This is a genomic window from Variovorax sp. LjRoot84 (assembly GCF_964254305.1).
Classification (GTDB): Bacteria; Pseudomonadota; Gammaproteobacteria; order Burkholderiales; family Burkholderiaceae_C; genus Variovorax.
On record NZ_CAXUTE020000001.1, the window covers coordinates 1,025,046 to 1,041,329 of the forward strand.

Genomic DNA, 16,284 nt, shown 5'->3' on the forward strand with positions numbered 1-16,284 from the left:
ATGCCCCACATGCCCACCACTTCAAGCACCCACTACAGCGTCATCATCGTCGGCGGCGGCCAGGCCGGCCTCGCGATGAGTCACTGCCTGCAGCAGCGCGCCATCGACCACCTGGTGATCGAGAAGCGCAGCCTGGTCCACACTTGGCGCACGCAGCGCTGGGATTCCTTCTGCCTGGTCACGCCCAACTGGCAGTGCAATCTGCCCGGCTGGTCCTACACCGGCAGCGATCCGCACGGCTTCATGGTCAAGGACGAGCTCAATGCCTGGCTGGCCGGCTTCGTCGAGCAGGTGCAGGCGCCCGCGCTCGAAGGCGTGAGCGTCGACAAGGTCTCGCGCGCCGGCGAGGCGGATCGTTTCACGGTCGAGACCAGCGCCGGCCGCTTCACCGCCGACCAGGTGGTGGTGGCCTCCGGCGGCTACCACAAGCCGGTGGTGCCGCGCATGGCCGAGCGCCTGCCCTCGTCGGTGGTGCAGTACCACTCGGCGCAGTACCGCAATCCGGCGCAGCTGCCCGAGGGCGCGGTGCTGGTGGTGGGTTGCGGGCAGTCGGGCGCGCAGATCGCCGAAGACCTGCACCTCGCCGGCCGCAAGGTGTTCCTGGCCACCGGCAATGCGCCGCGCTGCGCGCGCTTCTACCGCGGCAAGGACGTGGTCGACTGGCTGGCCGACATGAACTACTACGACATGCCGGTCACCGAGCATCCGCTGCGCGAAGGCGTGCGCGACAACACCAACCACTACGTGACCGGCCGCGACGGCGGGCGCGACATCGACCTGCGCCGCTTCGCGCTGGAGGGCATGGAGCTCTACGGGCTGTTGACCGGGCTCGACGGCGACCTGCTGCAGTTCCAGCCCAACCTGCGCGAGCACCTGGATCATGCGGACCAGGTCTTCAACAGCATCAATGCGTCGATCGACAAGTTCATCGCCGGCAACGGCATCGATGCGCCGCCGGGCGTTCCTTACGTGCCGGTGTGGGAGCCCGCCGAGGAACGGGCCGCGCTGAGCCTGCGCGCGTCGGGCATCACGAGCGTGCTGTGGTGCATCGGCTTCCTGCCCGACTTCGCCTGGGTCGACGCGCCGGTGTTCAACGGGCGCGGCGAGCCGATGCACCTGCGCGGCGTGACGCAGCAGGCCGGGCTCTATTTCCTCGGACTGCCGTGGCTGCACACCTGGGGCTCGGGTCGTTTCTCCGGCGTGGCGCGCGATGCGCTCTACCTGGCCGAGCAGATCGAAGCCCTGCAGCGCGGGCGCGCGAGCACGCCGCTCGCGGCCGAAGCGCTCGCCTGAAGCGAAGAAGCCTCAGGCCAGCGCGGCCGGCCGGGGCAGCAGCCCGAGGAAGTGATCGAGCATCTGGAAGTGGTCGTCCAGGAACTGCTCTTCGCGCGCGCACAGTTCGCCGATCGGCACCCACTCGACGGCCTCGGCGTCGTCGTCCGCGCGCACCGCCGGCAGCTCGCGATCGCCCAGATCGAAGAAATGCCCGTGGGTGATGGTGCGGCCGCGCTGGCTGCGATCGGGGCGGTCGAAGACCTCGGTGCTGGCCAGGCAGGCGAGCAGCGTGGCGGCCGGAAGATCGAGGTGCGTTTCTTCCTCGAGTTCGCGCAGCGCGGACTGCAGCGTGGTCTCGCGCTGTTCGAGAAAGCCGCCCGGCACCGCGGCCAGGCCCTTGCCCGGCGCATGGCCGCGGCGGATCAGCAGCGCGTGGTCGCGGCATTTCACGACGCAATCGACCGTGACCAGCACCACCGGGTAAGGCGATGCGGCCCATGACTCGTCGTGCTGTCGGAGGATCTCCCACTCCTGCGCAAGCTGGCCGAACAGCGGCGCGGCCATCCATGCGCGCAGGAAGGCGAGAGTGCTCGCCGGCACGGCGCGGGCCAGCGTTTGCGGCGCGTCCTTCGCGTTGCCGAAGATCGCGGCGCGCACCGCGTTCGCACTCGCGGTGTGAACGCGCTCCACCGCTTGCAGCGTCCAGCCTTCGAAGCCGTGGAGGTAGTCGCGCGTGGCGTCCTTGACGTGGCCGATCAGCACGGTCGACGAGGGCAGGGATGCACCTTGCGCGGAGAGCGCCGCATCGATCTCCTGCCGCACCTCGGCGAACCAGCGCTCGTCGTCGAAGTGGTCACGCATCGGCACGAAGAGCACGCGCTCGCGGTCGGCCCCCGGCAGTGCAAGGCGGATCATCTCCGCGCGCTCCTGCCAGCTGAAGGGGTTCTTCGGCGAACGCGCCTGGAAGGCGGAGCCGATCACCACCGCCACGCGCGGCGCCGCTTCGAGCGCCTTCTTCAGCAGGGCCTGGTGGGCGTTGTGGAAGGGCTGGAAGCGGCCGATGAGGACGGCGAGGTCGTGTGCTGCGGGGTGGGCGGTCATGAGCGAATTCTGGCAGCCGCTGCTGTCGCCTCCGCGGTGCCCCGGTGCATTGCAGCCATGTGCGTCATGACAAAGCGCCTATGGAGCCATGAATACTTAAGGCGTACTCTTAGATGCAATAGCCAGCGCGCCCTTGTCGGATGAGGCGATACGGCCGAACTGGGGTTGGAAAGGACAAAGCGACATGGGGTCACCAGCAGAGATGTGCAAGAGACTTCAACGGTTGTTTGCCTGGATGTTCCTGCTGGCGACGATCTCGCTGTCCAGCTTGGTCGGGGTTGAGATTGTCTTTCCACCTCCGCCCATAGCCCCTCCGCCAGAGCGTTCACTCTTGGATCTCCTCGAGTTCGATCTGCCCGACCCGCAGCTGCTGGCTGTCGTTGTGGCGCTGGTCGTGGAAGTTGCGTCATTCGCCGGCCTGACCATCACGACGCTGCTGGATTGGCTGGACATTCGCCACCACCGCTCTGCCTAGTCGGCAAGTGCCCCTCGACAGGCTTCGGGCCGGTTAGAGACCCCCTCGGATTCGCTTAGCCGATGACGGAATCGGTTCGCTCGCCTCACGGTCAATGTCACTGCACAGCGCCTCGTCAAGGACGGGCGCCTCCCCGTGGAGCAGTCGTGTTCGGGCCGCAAGCACTACAGCCTTGTGCACGGCCTCCGGCAAGGTGCGTCCGTTCAGATAGTCGGCGATCAAGGCTTCGGCGGCTGCAAAGAAAAGGGACATGGCATATCTCCCCCGGCCCCTGTGGGCGCAGCACTGAGTAGACCTCAGCGGCGAGCGCCTCGCCGATCCGGCGTGCCAGTTTCACCCCGGCCGTCAGGACCGCTCAAGGCCGTCCTGAAGCTTGGTGAAGGCGCCCCACAGCCTCTTACAGACGAGGGTCGCTACTCAAGAAAGCTGGCCCGTATCTGGTCCCCTGCGGTCCCATCTTCGGTGCCATAGCCATCGCCGAGCGCAGCGCACTCGGTGACTACACATTCAGCAAAGGTCCGCACAGCGGGCGGGACCGGTTCACCAGCCTTCAGGAGGCCAGCCATCACAGCCAGCTCTTCGAAAACCTCGGCGGGATCTCGATTTGGTTCCATGATCGAATATTAGGTCGCAGCCGCGATGGCTTCCACAGGTGAATGACCTTAAAAAGGAAGTTCACGTGCTCCCCAGTGGCTCGACGCGCCCTTGGAGAATTGGTAGGCGGCTTCCTAAGCCCGGCTTAAGTTTGCCGCCCTACGCTTGGAACTGACAGTCAGTCGGCGCTGGTAGAGGTTGCTTCGGCGCCCGCCCTTGACGGGCGGTTCCTCGATGCCGGCGGCTGTCGCGAATTCCAACGCGCGGGCACAAAAAAGCCCGCCTGTCGGCCACCCGAATGCGCACGCTTCGTAGGCTTGCGTGGCCACGAACTGCGAGGGCATCAGACCAAGCGACTCAGCTTCACTTGCACGCGGGGCGTCGCCCCGCGCTTGTCCCGGCCGTCAAACGATATCAATCAAATCAACAACTTACTGGTGCCCTCGACAGGAATCGAACCTGTATCTGAGTCTTAGGAGGACCCCGTTCTATCCATTGAACTACGAGGACGAAGGCGATGGCGACTTTACCAGTTCAGTCGTACTTCACCGTGTAGATCAGGTCGATCCCGCTCTGCTGGCCGGCTTGGCCGCGCAGGGTCAGGCGGCGGGTCAGGTCGTAGAAGATGAACAGCGAGCCGAGGGTGCCCGAGATGCTGCGCTCGTAGGTGACGTAGAAATCCTGGGAGATGCGCTTGCCCACCGTGACGGCCGATTCGCGCAGGTCGCCGCCGCTGCCCGGGCCCTTGAAGCCGATTTCGTCGAGGCCGAAGCGGCTCGCGAGCCCGCCGCCGGTGCCGCCCTTGCCGAGCCCGCCCAGCAAGGCCAGCGCGGCCTGCTGCAGCAGCACCGATTCGCCGCCGCTGGTGGCCGAGGCGCGGCCCAGCACCACCCACGACAGCGTCTCCGCGTCCGACAGCGTGGGCTCGGAATACAGCCGCACGCGTGGCGTCTGTGCGGTGCCGCTGATCTGGACGCCGGCGCGCTGCGAGATGTTGGGCCGGATCGCGAGGATGTCGAGTGCCGGATTGTCGAAGGGGCCGTTGAAGCGCGCCACGCCGGTTTCCACGTCCAGCCGCTGGCCGTAGGCGCCGTACTGGCCCTTGACGGTCCTGACCTCGCCCGTGATGCGCGGCGGCGCGTTCAACGCGGTGCTGCGGATGTCGAGCTTGCCCTCCAGCCGCGTGGTGAGGCCGCGCCCCTGCACCGCGAAATCGTTGCCGAGATCGAAGTTGACCGCGATGTCGGGCGGCTTCGCGGTCTGCGCCTTGGCCACCTGCGCATCGTCGCGCACCGCCTGGCGCCGGGTGGCTTCGGCGGCCTCGCGGTCCTTGGCGGCCGAGCGCACCACCACGTCGCTGCCGAGGCCGGGCGCGGTCTCGTCGGGCAGGATGACGACGGCGCGGTCGGTCTTGAGGTTGCCGCGCACGCTGAACTGGCCGCCGTCGAGCCGCGCTTGCAGGTCGCCCGAGAGCGTGACCTGGCGGTCGCTGCGCACCAGCATGCGCAGCGCGCGCAGCTGGGCCTGCATGGCCATGCGGATGCCGGTGCCGGCGGCCGGCGCCGCGCCCCAGCTGAGCTCGCCGCGCGCCGAGAGCGTGCCGCCATCGCTCGCGGCCTCGCTGGCCGCAGTGCTGAGGTTGCCGCTCTGGCCCGGGATGCGCGCGCTGCTGCCGGTGCCGCCCTTGAGCGTGAACTCCGTGATCTCGATGCGCTCGCCGGTGAGCGTCGCGCGCAGGCGCCCGTCGCGCAGGTCCAGCCCCTCGACCAGCGCGCGCAGCGCGAGCTTGTCGGCGCCGAGCGTGCCGTTCCAGCGCGGCAGCGCGCGATTGCCAGAGAGTGCGGCGTCGGCCTCCAGCGTGCCGGCCACGCGCCAGCCCGGCGGCGCCAGCATCGACCAGACGCCGAGATTGGGCAGGCGCGCCGTCACGCGGCCGGCCAGCGGCGCATCGGCCGCCCATTGCCAGCCGCCCGCGCGCTGCTGCACGCGCGTGCTGGCTTCGGCGTTGATCTGGCCGGCGCGCTCGCTGTCCCAGGCCAGGCCGGCGCGCACGGTATCGCCCTCGGCATCGAGCTGCAGCTCGGCGTGGCGCAGGCCGGCCGGCGTGCTCTGGCCGTCGCCGGCCGCGTTCATGCCGCGTTCGCTCGCGCTGCCGGTGCCGCGGCTCGTGATGCGCGTGACCAGCGCGGCCTCGCCGGCCTGCACGCGGATGTCGCCGCTTTCGCGCCTGAGCCGGGCGCGCGCGCGCAGCGCATCGCCGGCATCGATGTCCCAGTCGCCGTTGAACAGCAGGTCGCCGCTGATGCCGACCTCGGCCAGCGCGGCGCCACCGCCCAGCGCCTCGGCCCAGGCCATCGGCAGGCCCTGCAGGCGGCCCTTCGATTGCAGGCGGAAGGCGCGGTTGGAGGCGCCGCCGCTGTGGCTGTAGCGCAGGGGTTCCCACTCGATGCGCACGGTGCCGGGCGCCGGTCCGCGCAGCGTGGCGGCCGCGGCGGAGGCCTCCACGTCGAGGCGGTCAGCCGTGCCGCTGCGCAGGGTGGCGCTGACGGCGCGGCTCAGCTCCACGGTCCAGGGGCCGGTGCTGGCGGCGGCGCTGTCCTGCATCTGCGCGCGCAAGCTGGCGACCGCGACGCGCCACTGCTTCGCCCGCTCCAGGCCGCCGCTGGCGCGCGTGTCGAGCGTGAACTTCTGCGTGCCGCTGCGGGCCTCGCCCTTCAAGTCCAGCGTGGCCTGCGCCAGGCTGCCGGCGAGTTCGGCGCGCAGCTCGCGCAGCAGCACGGTGGTCGCGGGCCCGTTGGCGGGCGGCGCCAGACGCAGGTCCAGGCGCGGCACGGACAGGTTGGCTTTCAGCGTGGGCTCGGCCGAGCCGCGCGGCGCCGGTTCGCTGGCGTTCTGCAGGCGCCGCTGCACGGCTTGCCAGCCGCCTTGCCAACTGGCATCGAGCCGCGCGCTGCCTTGCGCCGTCATGCCTGCGAACACGGCCGAGAGCCCGGGCAGGCGCTCGACCCAGGCCTGCAGCGCGGCCGCATCGTCGACCTGGGCCTTGATCTCGCCGCCGCCGCTGGCCGGCGCGATGCGGCCTTGCACCTGGGCGCCGCCGCCCGGCATCGCGAGCTTCAAGTCGCCGCTCGCGGCCTGGTCTGCGACGCGCACCTGCAGCTTGCCTTCGACGCTGGCGTTCGATGCCTCGATGCGCAGCGTGCGCAGCTCCAGCACCTGCGCCTGCCACTGGCCGCGCGCCAGCGCGCGGTCGAGGCGCAGGCCTTCCATCGCCTTGCTGCCGGCGCCGCCCTCGGCCTGCAGCGCCACGTCGAATATCAGCGCTTCGCCGCGCTGCTCGGCATTGATGCTGCCGCTCACCGGTGCGCCGGCAAGCTCGGTATGCAGCGCGCCGGGACGCACGCTGCGCACCTTCGCGCGCGCTTGCCACGGCGCGGGTGCGGGGCTCCAGCGGCCCTCGGCCTCGATGCGGCCGCCGCCGGCGCGCACGGTCGCCTGGGGCAGGGTCCAGGTCGTGCCGTCGAAGCTGGCGCGCGCCTCGATCCGCTCGACGGGCAGCTTGCCGGTGTCCCAGGGGCCGGGCTCGGCGTTGCGGATGTCGGCGCTGGCCTGCCAGACCGTGGCGGCGCCTGTGCTGCCAGCGTCGGGGCCGGCCTCGACCTTGCCGCTCAGCAGCGTGGCCGGCGCCTCGGGCCACAGGCGGGCCAAGTCGACGTTCTGCAGATCGGCCTTGGCGTCGATCACGGGCTGCGGCAGCCAGGGCGCGATGTGGGCGTCGAGCTGCGCCTGCATCGGCGCCGCCGTGCTGTCTTCGGCCGGCTTCAGTTGCGCCGCCACCGCGAGCCGCGCATCGGCGCCGGCGAGCGTGCCTTTCACCGTCGCCTGGGCCAGCACGTCGATGCCGCGGTCCTCGGCCAGCGGGGCGCGCACCCGGCCGTCGAGCGCGGCATCGATTGCCATCGGCGCCGGACCCTGCAGCTTGACGCGCGCGCTGTAGTGGCCGTCGGCGATGTCCACGCCGCTCACCTCGAGTTGATGCTCGGCGCCGGCATAGCGGTAGCTGCCGGCCAGCTGGGTGGCCTGCAGCGCGGGCGGGCCGACCCAGCGCAGTTCGTCGATGCGGAAGGGCAGCTCGACCTCGACCGGCAGCACGATCTGCTCCAGGGGCTCGAGCGGCTTGTCGTCGACCGGGCCGCGACGCTCGATGAGCAGCTGCGCCGCATGCACTTCGCCGAGCTGCACCTTGCGCTTCAGCAGCGGCGCCAACTGCCAGCCGATCTTCGCCTCGTGCACTTCCACCGCCAGCGCTTCGCTCTGCCAGCGCAGCCAGCCGATGCGCCCGCCCGCGCGCAGCGAGCCCGTGACTTCGCGGCTTTCCAGTGTCTGGCCCGCGGGCAGGTAGCGCGCGGCGCGCGCGAGTGCGAAGGCCAGCGATTCGTTCGAGCCCAGCCACCACCAGGCGCCGGCCGTGAGCCCCGCCACCAGCACGACCAGGCCGAGGAGGCTCCAGGCCAGTGCGCGCAGCGCACGGCGGCCGAGCGAGCGCTTCGGCGACGGGGCGGGGGACTGCGTCTGTTCCTGCATTTCAGAAGGTGAAGCCCAGCCGCAGGTGCAGCCTGAATCTCTTCGTGTCCACGCCGTAGGCCAGGTCGGCCTGCACCGGTCCCACCGGGCTGCGCCAGCGCGCGCCCACGCCGACGCCGACCTTGGCCTTGAGTTCGCCGGGCTTGTCGGCCACGGCACCGGCATCGACGAACACCGTGCTCTCCCATTCGGTCATCTTTCCGCGATAGACGAAGGGGCGCTGCCATTCGACGCTGGCGACCCCGAGGTAGCGGCCGGCGACGATCTGGCCGTCGCTGCGCACGGTGCCGATCTGGCGGTAGCTGTAGCCGCGCACCGTGGTGTCGCCGCCGGTCAGGTACATCAGCGTGGAGGGGATCTGCGCGCGATCCTGGGCCACCACGGCGCCGGCCTCGGCGCGCAGCTGGATGCGGCCGCTGCGGGCCTGAGTCCCGTCGTCGCTCTTCACGGTGCCGAGCGGCACGATGCCGAGCCAGCGCCCGTAGACGCGCGTGAAGGGCAGGTGCTCGCCGGTCAGCGTGTAGCCGAGGCCGAGCTCCAGCGCCAGGCCGTGGCCGCGCGTCGGTGCGCCTGCGTTGTCGAAGTAGCGGCCGGTCCAGCCCCAGTTGACGCTCAGCGCCGAGGCCGACGGCGGTGCGGCGATGCCGCGGTTCTGCGTGTAGTCGTACTGCAGGAAGTAGTTGAAGTCGATGTGGTCGCCGGCTTTGCTGCGTCCGCCGCGCAGCCGGCCGCTGTCGACCTTGTAGCTGCCGGAGGTTTCGTTCTTCAGCAGACCCGAGCCGAACAAGCGCCACCCCTTGTCGTCGGGGATCGCGTTCCACTCGGTGCCCAGCGACTTGGTTTCGCGGTCCACCGAGAGCTTGGAGACGGCGCGCCAGCCGAGCAGCGGCATGCGGTTGTGGATGTGGTCGATCGACAGCCGCGGCCCGCTGTCGGTGGTGAAGCCGACGCCCAGCACCACTTTCTGCAGCGGCGCTTCGCGCAATTGGGCGATGACCGGCGCCCACAGCGGGTTGGTGCCGTCGGTGTCGAGGGTCAGGAAGACGGAGTCGTAGTAGCCGCTGCTCGCGAGGCGCTGCTGCGCATCGAGCAGCTTCTGCTGGTCGTAGTCGCTGCCGGTGGGTATGCGCGCGATCCGGCGCGTGCCGTCGGCGTCGTAGCGCTCGCTACCGCGCACGTCCAGCGGGCCGAAGCGGTAGGCCGGGCCAGACTGGTAGTTGAGGCTGAGCTTGGCCTCGCTGCGGTCGGCGTCGATTTCGGCGCGGCTCGCGCTGATGCTGCCGGTGGGGAAACGCTTGGCCGTCAGACTGCGCAGCGTGGCGGCCTTGGCGTTGTCCCAGGCCAGCTGGGTGAAGGGTTGGCCGGCGCGCAGCGGCCAGTCGGTGCGGATCGTGTCGCGCTGGGTCTCGGCCGCGGCGTCGCTCTCGATCGGCCCGCCGAAGCCGATCTGCACGTTGGCGACGCGCGTGAGTTCGCCGGGCTCGACCGTGATCGTCACCTCGCGCGGCGCCTTGGCTTCAGGCGTTTCGCGCAGTTCCAGCGTGAGCGTGGGCGTGAAGTAGCCGAGGGTGCCGAGCAGCTCGCGCGCGTTCCCTTCGGCGGCCACCATCAGGCGCGAGAGTTCGGCCGCGCCGAGGTCGTCGAGCTGGCGGTAGCGCTGGATTTCGAGGTGGCGCACGAGGTAGTCGCGCACCGTGTCGGGCGCCTTCACCTCCACCGTGAACGCATCGCGCCGCGATGCCGGCCTGTCGCTGCTGGTTACCGGGCTCGCGGCAGTTTCCGCCGGCTCGCTCTTCGGCAGCAGGCTGCACCCTTGCAACAGAAGGGTGCCTGCACAAAAGAACGCCGGCATCCACGCCGGCGCGAGAGAGCGAACCACCCTGAGCATGCGGCCATTTTGACAGCATGCGCAGGGCGCCCTCGACGGGCGGGGGAGCGCGGGGCTCCTTTTTCAGGCGCGCCCGCTGACCTTTCGCGCCAGCAGCCAGACCACAGGCGGCGTCAGCATGCGGGCCAGCGCCTTGACGCGGTCGACGCGGTGCGTCTTCATGAAGACCGAGGCCGATTCGTCGCCGTGCTGCTTGCCGGCGAGCGGGCTGGTGTAGTAGTAGGCGGCGACCGAACGGCGCGGCCGGCCGTCCGGCGCCTGCAGCGGCTTGGTGTGGCCGTGGTAGCTCGCGGGGCCGTGCGGCAGCACGATGGTGCGGCCGAACTCGGGCTGCACGGTGGTCACGCAGCGGTCCTGCTTCTTGTCCCAGAGTTCGAGCCCGGAACCCCAGGCCGGGTCCCATCCCTTGTTGAGGTAGGTGATGAAGACCATCTCGTTCTTCAGCCCCAGATGCCGGTGGCGGTTGAAGTCGCGGTGCACGGCGAAGGTTGCGCCGGTCCTGCTTTCGTGCAGCCCGCCGCCGAATAGCTTGGGATCGGGCAGCAGGTAGTCGACGCCGCTGAGCGACGACAGCCAGTCGATGAACCAGCCCGAATTGATGATGTCGAAGTACAGCTGCGAGGCCGGGCCCAGCGCCACGCCGAGCACCGAGCGCCGCGTCGATTCGTACTGGGTCTTGATGTCGGCCCAGCCGCCGCCGGGAAGCATGTCGAACTCTTCGGCCACGAGCTCCAGCAGGGTCGGGTGGAAGATGTTCTCGAGAACCAGGTGCGGGAACGGCGAGGCGGCCAGCAACTTCTGGTGCAGGCGTTCGCGCTGCTCGGGTGCAAAAAGCGAGCGGTCGACGAGCTCGGCACGCGGCAGGCGCACGCCGCGGATGCTGATGAAATCGGCCGGTGGCTGGAATCGCGCTTCCAGCAATGCGCCGGCCAAAGGCTGCTCGAGTACCGGGGAGTCCAGCGGAAAAGAAAGCACGGCAGACATGGCACACCTCCTGCGGACGCAGCGTCAACAAAACGCCATATTTGAATCCTTAGGTGTTAACTGTAACCTGAGGTCTCAACGCTGTGACAACTTTTTTACGCGTTTGCGGCCCTACGGATGGCCTATCCCGCCGCGTGCTTGCTGCGTGCGGTGGGCTATTTTGACAGCAGCCGCATGGCCTCTTCGAGGCCCTTGAGAGTAAGCGGATACATGCGATGCGACACGAGTTGTTGCATCACGGCAATGCTTTGCCGGTATTGCCACACGCCCTGCGGCTCCGGGTTGATCCATGCGAACTTCGGGAAGGCGTGGGTCAGGCGCTGGATCCACTCGGCGCCGGCTTCCTCGTTGTTGTATTCGACGCTGCCGCCCGGCTGCAGGATCTCGTAGGGGCTCATGGTGGCGTCGCCGACGAAGACCAGCTTGTAGTCCTTGTTGTACTTGCGAATGATGTCCCAGGTCGCGAACTTCTCGGAGAAGCGGCGCCGGTTGTTCTTCCACATGAAGTCGTAGACGCAGTTGTGGAAGTAATAGAACTCGAGGTGCTTGAACTCGGTCTTGACGGCCGAGAACAGCTCTTCGACGCGCTGGATGTGCTCGTCCATCGTGCCGCCCACGTCCATCAAGAGCAGCACCTTGACGTTGTTGTGGCGCTCGGGCCGCATCTTGATGTCGAGGTAGCCGGCGTTGGCCGCCGTCGAGCGGATCGTGTCGTCGAGGTCCAGCTCGTCCTCGTGGCCCTCGCGCGCGAACTTGCGCAGCCGCCTGAGCGCGATCTTGATGTTGCGCGTGCCGAGTTCCTGGCTGTCGTCGTAGTCCTTGTAGGCGCGCTGGTCCCACACCTTGACCGCGCTCTTGTTCTTGCCCGCGCCGCCGATGCGGACGCCCTGCGGGTTGTAGCCGCCGTGGCCGAAGGGCGAGGTGCCGCCGGTGCCGATCCACTTGCTGCCGCCTTCGTGGCGCTCCTTCTGCTCCTCGAAGCGCTTCTTGAGCGTTTCCATGAGCTCGTCCCAGCCCATCTTCTCGATCTTGGCTTTCTCCTCGGCCGTGAACTCGCGCTCCAGCGTCTTGCGCAGCCAGTCGAGCGGCACTTCCTTGGTGAAGTCGGTCACCAGGTCGACGCCCTTGAAGTAGGCGGCGAAGGCGCGGTCGAACTTGTCGTAGTGCTTCTCGTCCTTCACCAGCGCGGTGCGCGAGAGGTAGTAGAAGTCGTCGAGGCCGAAGGCATCGTCGGAGTTCGGGCCGACCACGTCGGCCTGCAGCGCTTCGAGCAGGGTCAGGTATTCCTTGACCGAGACCGGCAGCTTGGCCGAGCGCAGGGTGTAGAAGAAGTCGATCAGCATGGCGCATCACTCCTTGGGTTCGGGACGCGGCTTGTCCAGCAGATAGAGCAACTGGGCGCACACCTCGGGCCACTCGCCCGATCGCAGGCTGTACATCACCGTATCGCGGATCGTGCCGTCGCGGCGTAGGGCATGGCCGCGGATCACGCCGTCCTTCCTGGCGCCGAGGCGTTCGATGGCGCGCTGCGACGCGTGATTGAAATTGTCCGTGCGCCAGCCGACAACGTGGCAGCCGAGGGTATCGAAGGCGTGCGTCATCATCAGCAGCTTGCAGGTGGTGTTGACGTGCGTGCGCTGGCAGCGCTTGGCGTACCACGTGTACCCGATCTCGACGCGCTTCACCGCGGGCAGGATGTCGTGATAGCTCGTCGAGCCGAGCACGGCGCCGCTCGCTTCGTCGGTCACCGCGAAGGCGAAGCGGTTGCCGGCCTCGCGCATCTGCAGTGCGCTCTCGATGTAGCCGCGCGTGTCCTGCGGCTCGGGCACCGAGGTGACGCGGATCTTCCACAGCTCGCCGTCGGCCGCTGCGGCGCGCAGGCCTTCTTCGTGCGCCAGCGCGAGCGGCACCAGCGCGATGCCGCGCGAGCTGAGCGTGACTGGCTCGACAAACCCCATCGTCAACTCCTCGGAGAGCCGTATTTGCGCGTGTACCAGGCGCGCGCGATCTGCACGCCGCCACCGCCGCCGAGGCCGATCAGCAGGATGCCGGCAATGGCGCTGTTGCTGTAGCCGCCGTTGCCCAGGGCGTCGAAGCCGAGCGCGAGGCCGAGCCAGCGGCCCAGGAGCGCGCCAACGACGAACATGACCGCCTGTGCCACGCCAAGCAGCAGCAACTGGCGGGTGGGTTGGCGGTCTTCGCTCATCGGTTGTGGCGTTGCATGAAGACGAGCTTCTCGAACAGCGTCACGTCCTGCTCGTTCTTGAGCAGCGCGCCCACCAACGGCGGCACCGCGACCTTGTCGTCCTTGCTCTGCAGCGCCTCGAGCGGAATGTCTTCGGCCACCAGCAGCTTGAGCCAGTCGAGCAGCTCGGAGGTCGAAGGCTTCTTCTTCAGGCCCGGCAGGTTGCGCACGTCGTAGAAGGTCTTCATGGCCGAGGCCAGCAACTCCTGCTTGAGGCCGGGGAAATGCACCGCGACGATGCTCTTCATCGTGTCGGCATCGGGGAACTTGATGTAGTGGAAGAAGCAGCGGCGCAGGAAGGCGTCGGGCAGCTCCTTCTCGTTGTTGGAGGTGATGAAGACCACCGGCCGGTGCTTGGCGCGGATCAGCTCGCGCGTCTCGTAGCAGTAGAACTCCATGCGGTCGATCTCGCGCAGCAGGTCGTTCGGGAATTCGATGTCGGCTTTGTCGATCTCGTCGATCAGCAGCGCCACTGGCTCGTCGGAGGTGAAGGCCTGCCACAGCACACCCTTGACGATGTAGTTGTGGATGTCCTTCACGCGTGCGTCGCCCAGCTGCGAATCGCGCAGCCGGCTCACCGCGTCGTATTCGTAGAGGCCCTGCTGGGCCTTGGTGGTCGACTTGATGTGCCACTGGAGCAGCGGCAGGTCGAGTGCCTGCGCCACTTCTTCCGCGAGCATCGTCTTGCCGGTGCCGGGTTCGCCCTTGACGAGCAGCGGGCGCTTGAGCGTGATGGCGGCGTTGACCGCGAGCATCAGATCCTGTGTGGCGACGTAGTTGTCGGAACCCTTGAATTTCATGAGTGGCGTGGAGCAGGGTGGATGAAATGACACATCATTCAACTGCGACGCGCAACGCCCGGTGCTTCACGCATGGGGCCGCAGAGGACCCCCGCATATAATCAAAAGTTGATCTGAAATCTGTATCTCCACGAGATTGTGCGCGCAAAATGAACAAGTTGTTGACCACGATGTTTGCCTTCGCTGTCGCTTGCGTGACGGTCTCGGCCCAAGCTCAGAAGATCACGGGCAATGCCGAAAACGGCTCGAAGAAAGTGGCGATGTGCGTGGGCTGCCACGGCATCATCGGCTACCAGGCCAGCTTCCCTGAGATCCACAAGGTCCCGATGATCGCGGGCCAGAGCGCCACCTACATCGCCTCGGCGCTCACAGCCTACAAGGGCGGCGACCGCAAGCACCCGACCATGCGCGCCATCGCCGACACGCTGAGCGAGCAGGACATCGCCGACCTCGCCGTCTATTACAGCCAGCTCGGCGTGCACGAAGGCGACGCGCCGCCGGCCACCGCCGTCAAGCAGCCGAGCGAACGCGTGCAGGCCCTCATCTCGCGCGACAAGGACAACGCCTGCACCAAGTGCCACGGCGTCAACTTCAACACCCCGAACGACGGCACGGTGGCCAAGCTGGCGGGTCAGCATGCCGACTACCTCTACGTGGCGCTGAGGTCCTACAAGGTCGACAAGAACCTGCAGATCGGCCGCTCCAACGGCGTGATGAGCGGCCAGGCCAAGAAGTTCAGCAATGCCGAACTCAAGGAACTGGCCAGCTACATCAGCTCGCTGCCGGGCGAATTGAAGACGGTGCCGGAATCGCGCATCCACCGGGCCAAATAAGAAGCGCACACCACAGAAGGACAAAGCCCGCTTTCAAGCGGGCTTTGTTTTTGTCCAGCCTCTCGGGCTTTTTTGTTGTCAGCCGTCGTTCATACATCGAAGAAGACGGTCTCTTGCGGGCCTTGCATGTGGATGTCGAAGCGATAGGTCACGGCCCCGCCCGTCTCGCTGCGCTCGGCGACGAGCGTCTTCCTGCGCTCGGCCGGTACGCTCGCAAGCACCTTGTCCTCCGCATTGGCCTTCGCCTCATCGCTGAAATAGATGCGTGTGAAGGCGTGCAGCAGCATGCCGCGCATCAGCACGATCACGTTGATGCGCGGCGCTTCGCCCGCCGTCTCGGCGCCGGGCTTGACGGTGTGGAAGACGAAGCGGTTCTGAGGATCGGTGCCGGTGCCGGCGCGGCCGAAGGCACGGAAGCCGATGGCCTGCGCATCCTCGACCGACTTCGGATAGGCGCCGGTGCCGTCGACCTGGCTGATCTCGACCAGCGCGTCGTTGATGGGCTTGCCGTCGCCGTCGATCACGCGGCCCTCGATCCGGATGCGTTCGCCGCGCGCGCCATCGAGCGCGAGCACTGCGTCGAAAGGCTGGTCGAAGTCGTAGCCGTACTGGGTGGCCGTGAGGCCGTAGGCGAAGTAGGGGCCGACCGTCTGCGAAGGGGTCTGGCCGAAATTGGTTTCGAGTGCGCTCATCATGGTGCGTGTCTCCTGGCTCAACGGGTTTCGAAGGGCGTTTCGTCGGCGCCGCGCAGCACGATGTCGAACACGTAGCCGAGCGCATAGCCGTCCTCCGTGACGTCGAGGCTGAAGTCCGAGACCAGTCGGTTGCGCGCCTTCTCCGGCGTGCCGGTGATCATGGGGTCGTACTGCATCAGCGGATCGCCGGGGAAGTACATCTGCGTCACGAGGCGACTCGCGAAGTGCTCGCCGAACAGCGACAGGTGGATGTGCTGCGGCCGCCATGCATTGGGATGGTTGCCCCAGGGGTAGGCGCCCGGCTTGATGGTGAGGAAGCGGTAGCGGCCCTCGTTGTCGGTCAGGCAGCGGCCGGCGCCGAGGAAGTTCGGGTCCAGCGGCGCGTCGTGCTGGTCGACCTTGTGCACGTAGCGGCCGGCCGCGTTGGCCTGCCACAGCTCGACCAGCGTGTTGCGCACCGGGCGGCGGCGCTCGTCGAGCACCTGGCCGGTGAGGATCATGCGTTCGCCCAGCGGCTCGCCGTTCTTGCGCGCGTTGCGCGTCAGGTCGTGGTCGAGCTCGCCGATGCTGCTGTGGCCGTACACCGGCTGGCGCAGTTCGCCGAGCGAGGCTTTCAGCGGAATCAGCGGCTGCAGCGGCCCGCGCTTCGCGGTCGACTTGTAGCCGGAATAAACGTAGGAGGGATGGCTGGGCCAGTCGCGCGGCGTGAGTGTGGTCATGGGCTTGTCTCCGGGATCGTGGGGATGAACCCGACTCTATTCATGCGCATTGCTGATGTAAATTGACGTCTTGGCGATTTTTCATAACCAA

Annotated in this window: 13 protein-coding genes and 1 tRNA gene; 3 read left to right on the forward strand and 11 right to left on the reverse strand. The window is 68.0% G+C overall.

Going from position 1 to position 16,284, the window contains the following annotated elements; translation table 11 throughout:
- Window positions 1-9: 9 nt before the first annotated feature.
- A complete protein-coding gene (locus ACSQ9I_RS05145) occupies window positions 10-1,293 on the forward strand; it encodes an MSMEG_0569 family flavin-dependent oxidoreductase (RefSeq protein ID WP_436312462.1) in 1,284 nt (427 codons plus the stop codon).
- Window positions 1,294-1,305: 12 nt separating this feature from the next.
- Here the strand turns inward: ACSQ9I_RS05145 and ACSQ9I_RS05150 are convergent, their stop codons facing one another.
- On the reverse strand, window positions 1,306-2,376 hold the full coding sequence (locus ACSQ9I_RS05150) for an NUDIX domain-containing protein (protein WP_093109574.1): 1,071 nt from the start codon (window positions 2,374-2,376) through the stop codon (window positions 1,306-1,308).
- A 331-nt stretch (window positions 2,377-2,707) separates the two neighbouring features.
- Here ACSQ9I_RS05150 and ACSQ9I_RS05155 point away from each other — a divergent pair, with 331 nt between their 5' ends.
- Window positions 2,708-2,851 carry a hypothetical protein gene (locus ACSQ9I_RS05155; protein ID WP_436308561.1) on the forward strand — a complete coding sequence of 48 codons (144 nt, stop codon included), beginning with the start codon at window positions 2,708-2,710 and terminating at the stop codon, window positions 2,849-2,851.
- 1,029 nt (window positions 2,852-3,880) lie between these two features.
- Here the strand turns inward: ACSQ9I_RS05155 and ACSQ9I_RS05160 are convergent.
- The 8 genes from ACSQ9I_RS05160 to ACSQ9I_RS05195 all read right to left on the reverse strand — a co-directional run bounded on the left by ACSQ9I_RS05160 (window position 3,881) and on the right by ACSQ9I_RS05195 (window position 13,946).
- Window positions 3,881-3,955, reverse strand: a tRNA-Arg gene (locus ACSQ9I_RS05160).
- A 24-nt stretch (window positions 3,956-3,979) separates the two neighbouring features.
- Window positions 3,980-8,029 carry a translocation/assembly module TamB domain-containing protein gene (locus ACSQ9I_RS05165; protein WP_436312463.1) on the reverse strand — a complete coding sequence of 1,350 codons (4,050 nt, stop codon included), beginning with the start codon at window positions 8,027-8,029 and terminating at the stop codon, window positions 3,980-3,982.
- Window position 8,030: 1 nt separating this feature from the next.
- Window positions 8,031-9,917: an autotransporter assembly complex protein TamA gene (locus ACSQ9I_RS05170; protein ID WP_436312464.1), complete on the reverse strand. Its 1,887-nt coding sequence runs from the start codon at window positions 9,915-9,917 to the stop codon at window positions 8,031-8,033.
- A 63-nt stretch (window positions 9,918-9,980) separates the two neighbouring features.
- Window positions 9,981-10,901 (reverse strand): 2OG-Fe(II) oxygenase, encoded by a 921-nt coding sequence (locus tag ACSQ9I_RS05175; protein ID WP_436312465.1) that lies wholly within the window; start codon window positions 10,899-10,901, stop codon window positions 9,981-9,983.
- A 155-nt stretch (window positions 10,902-11,056) separates the two neighbouring features.
- On the reverse strand, window positions 11,057-12,244 hold the full coding sequence (locus tag ACSQ9I_RS05180) for a vWA domain-containing protein (RefSeq protein WP_436302907.1): 1,188 nt from the start codon (window positions 12,242-12,244) through the stop codon (window positions 11,057-11,059).
- A 6-nt stretch (window positions 12,245-12,250) separates the two neighbouring features.
- A complete protein-coding gene (locus tag ACSQ9I_RS05185; RefSeq protein WP_436312466.1) occupies window positions 12,251-12,859 on the reverse strand; it encodes a GNAT family N-acetyltransferase in 609 nt (202 codons plus the stop codon).
- 2 nt (window positions 12,860-12,861) lie between these two features.
- Window positions 12,862-13,107 carry a hypothetical protein gene (locus ACSQ9I_RS05190; RefSeq protein WP_436302908.1) on the reverse strand — a complete coding sequence of 82 codons (246 nt, stop codon included), beginning with the start codon at window positions 13,105-13,107 and terminating at the stop codon, window positions 12,862-12,864.
- Window positions 13,104-13,946, reverse strand: coding sequence for an AAA family ATPase (locus ACSQ9I_RS05195; RefSeq protein ID WP_093109583.1), 843 nt, complete (start codon window positions 13,944-13,946; stop codon window positions 13,104-13,106). The genes ACSQ9I_RS05190 and ACSQ9I_RS05195 overlap by 4 nt, the downstream gene beginning before the upstream one ends.
- Before the next feature lie 149 nt (window positions 13,947-14,095).
- Between ACSQ9I_RS05195 and ACSQ9I_RS05200 the strand changes: the two genes are divergently transcribed.
- The gene (locus ACSQ9I_RS05200) at window positions 14,096-14,779 is read left to right on the forward strand and encodes a c-type cytochrome (RefSeq protein WP_436312467.1); all 684 of its coding nucleotides are present in this window, start codon (window positions 14,096-14,098) and stop codon (window positions 14,777-14,779) included.
- 89 nt (window positions 14,780-14,868) lie between these two features.
- Here ACSQ9I_RS05200 and pcaG read toward each other — a convergent pair whose 3' ends face one another.
- Together pcaG and pcaH are read right to left on the reverse strand one after the other, a co-directional pair.
- Complete coding sequence (gene pcaG / locus ACSQ9I_RS05205) at window positions 14,869-15,474, reverse strand: protocatechuate 3,4-dioxygenase subunit alpha (RefSeq protein WP_436312468.1); 606 nt, start codon at window positions 15,472-15,474, stop codon at window positions 14,869-14,871.
- Between the two features lie 17 nt (window positions 15,475-15,491).
- Complete coding sequence (gene pcaH, locus ACSQ9I_RS05210; protein ID WP_093109586.1) at window positions 15,492-16,193, reverse strand: protocatechuate 3,4-dioxygenase subunit beta; 702 nt, start codon at window positions 16,191-16,193, stop codon at window positions 15,492-15,494.
- Window positions 16,194-16,284: the final 91 nt, after the last annotated feature.

What these genes read in the sequence shown, in the direction of transcription:
- ACSQ9I_RS05185 (WP_436312466.1), bottom strand. Translation starts at nt 12,859, where the DNA reads ATGGGGTTTGTCGAGCCAGTCACGCTCAGCTCGCGCGGCATCGCGCTG.
- pcaH (WP_093109586.1), bottom strand. Translation starts at nt 16,193, where the DNA reads ATGACCACACTCACGCCGCGCGACTGGCCCAGCCATCCCTCCTACGTT.
- ACSQ9I_RS05180 (WP_436302907.1), bottom strand. Translation starts at nt 12,244, where the DNA reads ATGCTGATCGACTTCTTCTACACCCTGCGCTCGGCCAAGCTGCCGGTC.
- ACSQ9I_RS05190 (WP_436302908.1), bottom strand. Translation starts at nt 13,107, where the DNA reads ATGAGCGAAGACCGCCAACCCACCCGCCAGTTGCTGCTGCTTGGCGTG.
- pcaG (WP_436312468.1), bottom strand. Translation starts at nt 15,474, where the DNA reads ATGATGAGCGCACTCGAAACCAATTTCGGCCAGACCCCTTCGCAGACG.
- ACSQ9I_RS05170 (WP_436312464.1), bottom strand. Translation starts at nt 9,917, where the DNA reads ATGCTCAGGGTGGTTCGCTCTCTCGCGCCGGCGTGGATGCCGGCGTTC.
- ACSQ9I_RS05165 (WP_436312463.1), bottom strand. Translation starts at nt 8,029, where the DNA reads ATGCAGGAACAGACGCAGTCCCCCGCCCCGTCGCCGAAGCGCTCGCTC.
- ACSQ9I_RS05145 (WP_436312462.1), top strand. Translation starts at nt 10, where the DNA reads ATGCCCACCACTTCAAGCACCCACTACAGCGTCATCATCGTCGGCGGC.
- ACSQ9I_RS05200 (WP_436312467.1), top strand. Translation starts at nt 14,096, where the DNA reads ATGAACAAGTTGTTGACCACGATGTTTGCCTTCGCTGTCGCTTGCGTG.
- ACSQ9I_RS05195 (WP_093109583.1), bottom strand. Translation starts at nt 13,946, where the DNA reads ATGAAATTCAAGGGTTCCGACAACTACGTCGCCACACAGGATCTGATG.
- ACSQ9I_RS05175 (WP_436312465.1), bottom strand. Translation starts at nt 10,901, where the DNA reads ATGTCTGCCGTGCTTTCTTTTCCGCTGGACTCCCCGGTACTCGAGCAG.
- ACSQ9I_RS05150 (WP_093109574.1), bottom strand. Translation starts at nt 2,376, where the DNA reads ATGACCGCCCACCCCGCAGCACACGACCTCGCCGTCCTCATCGGCCGC.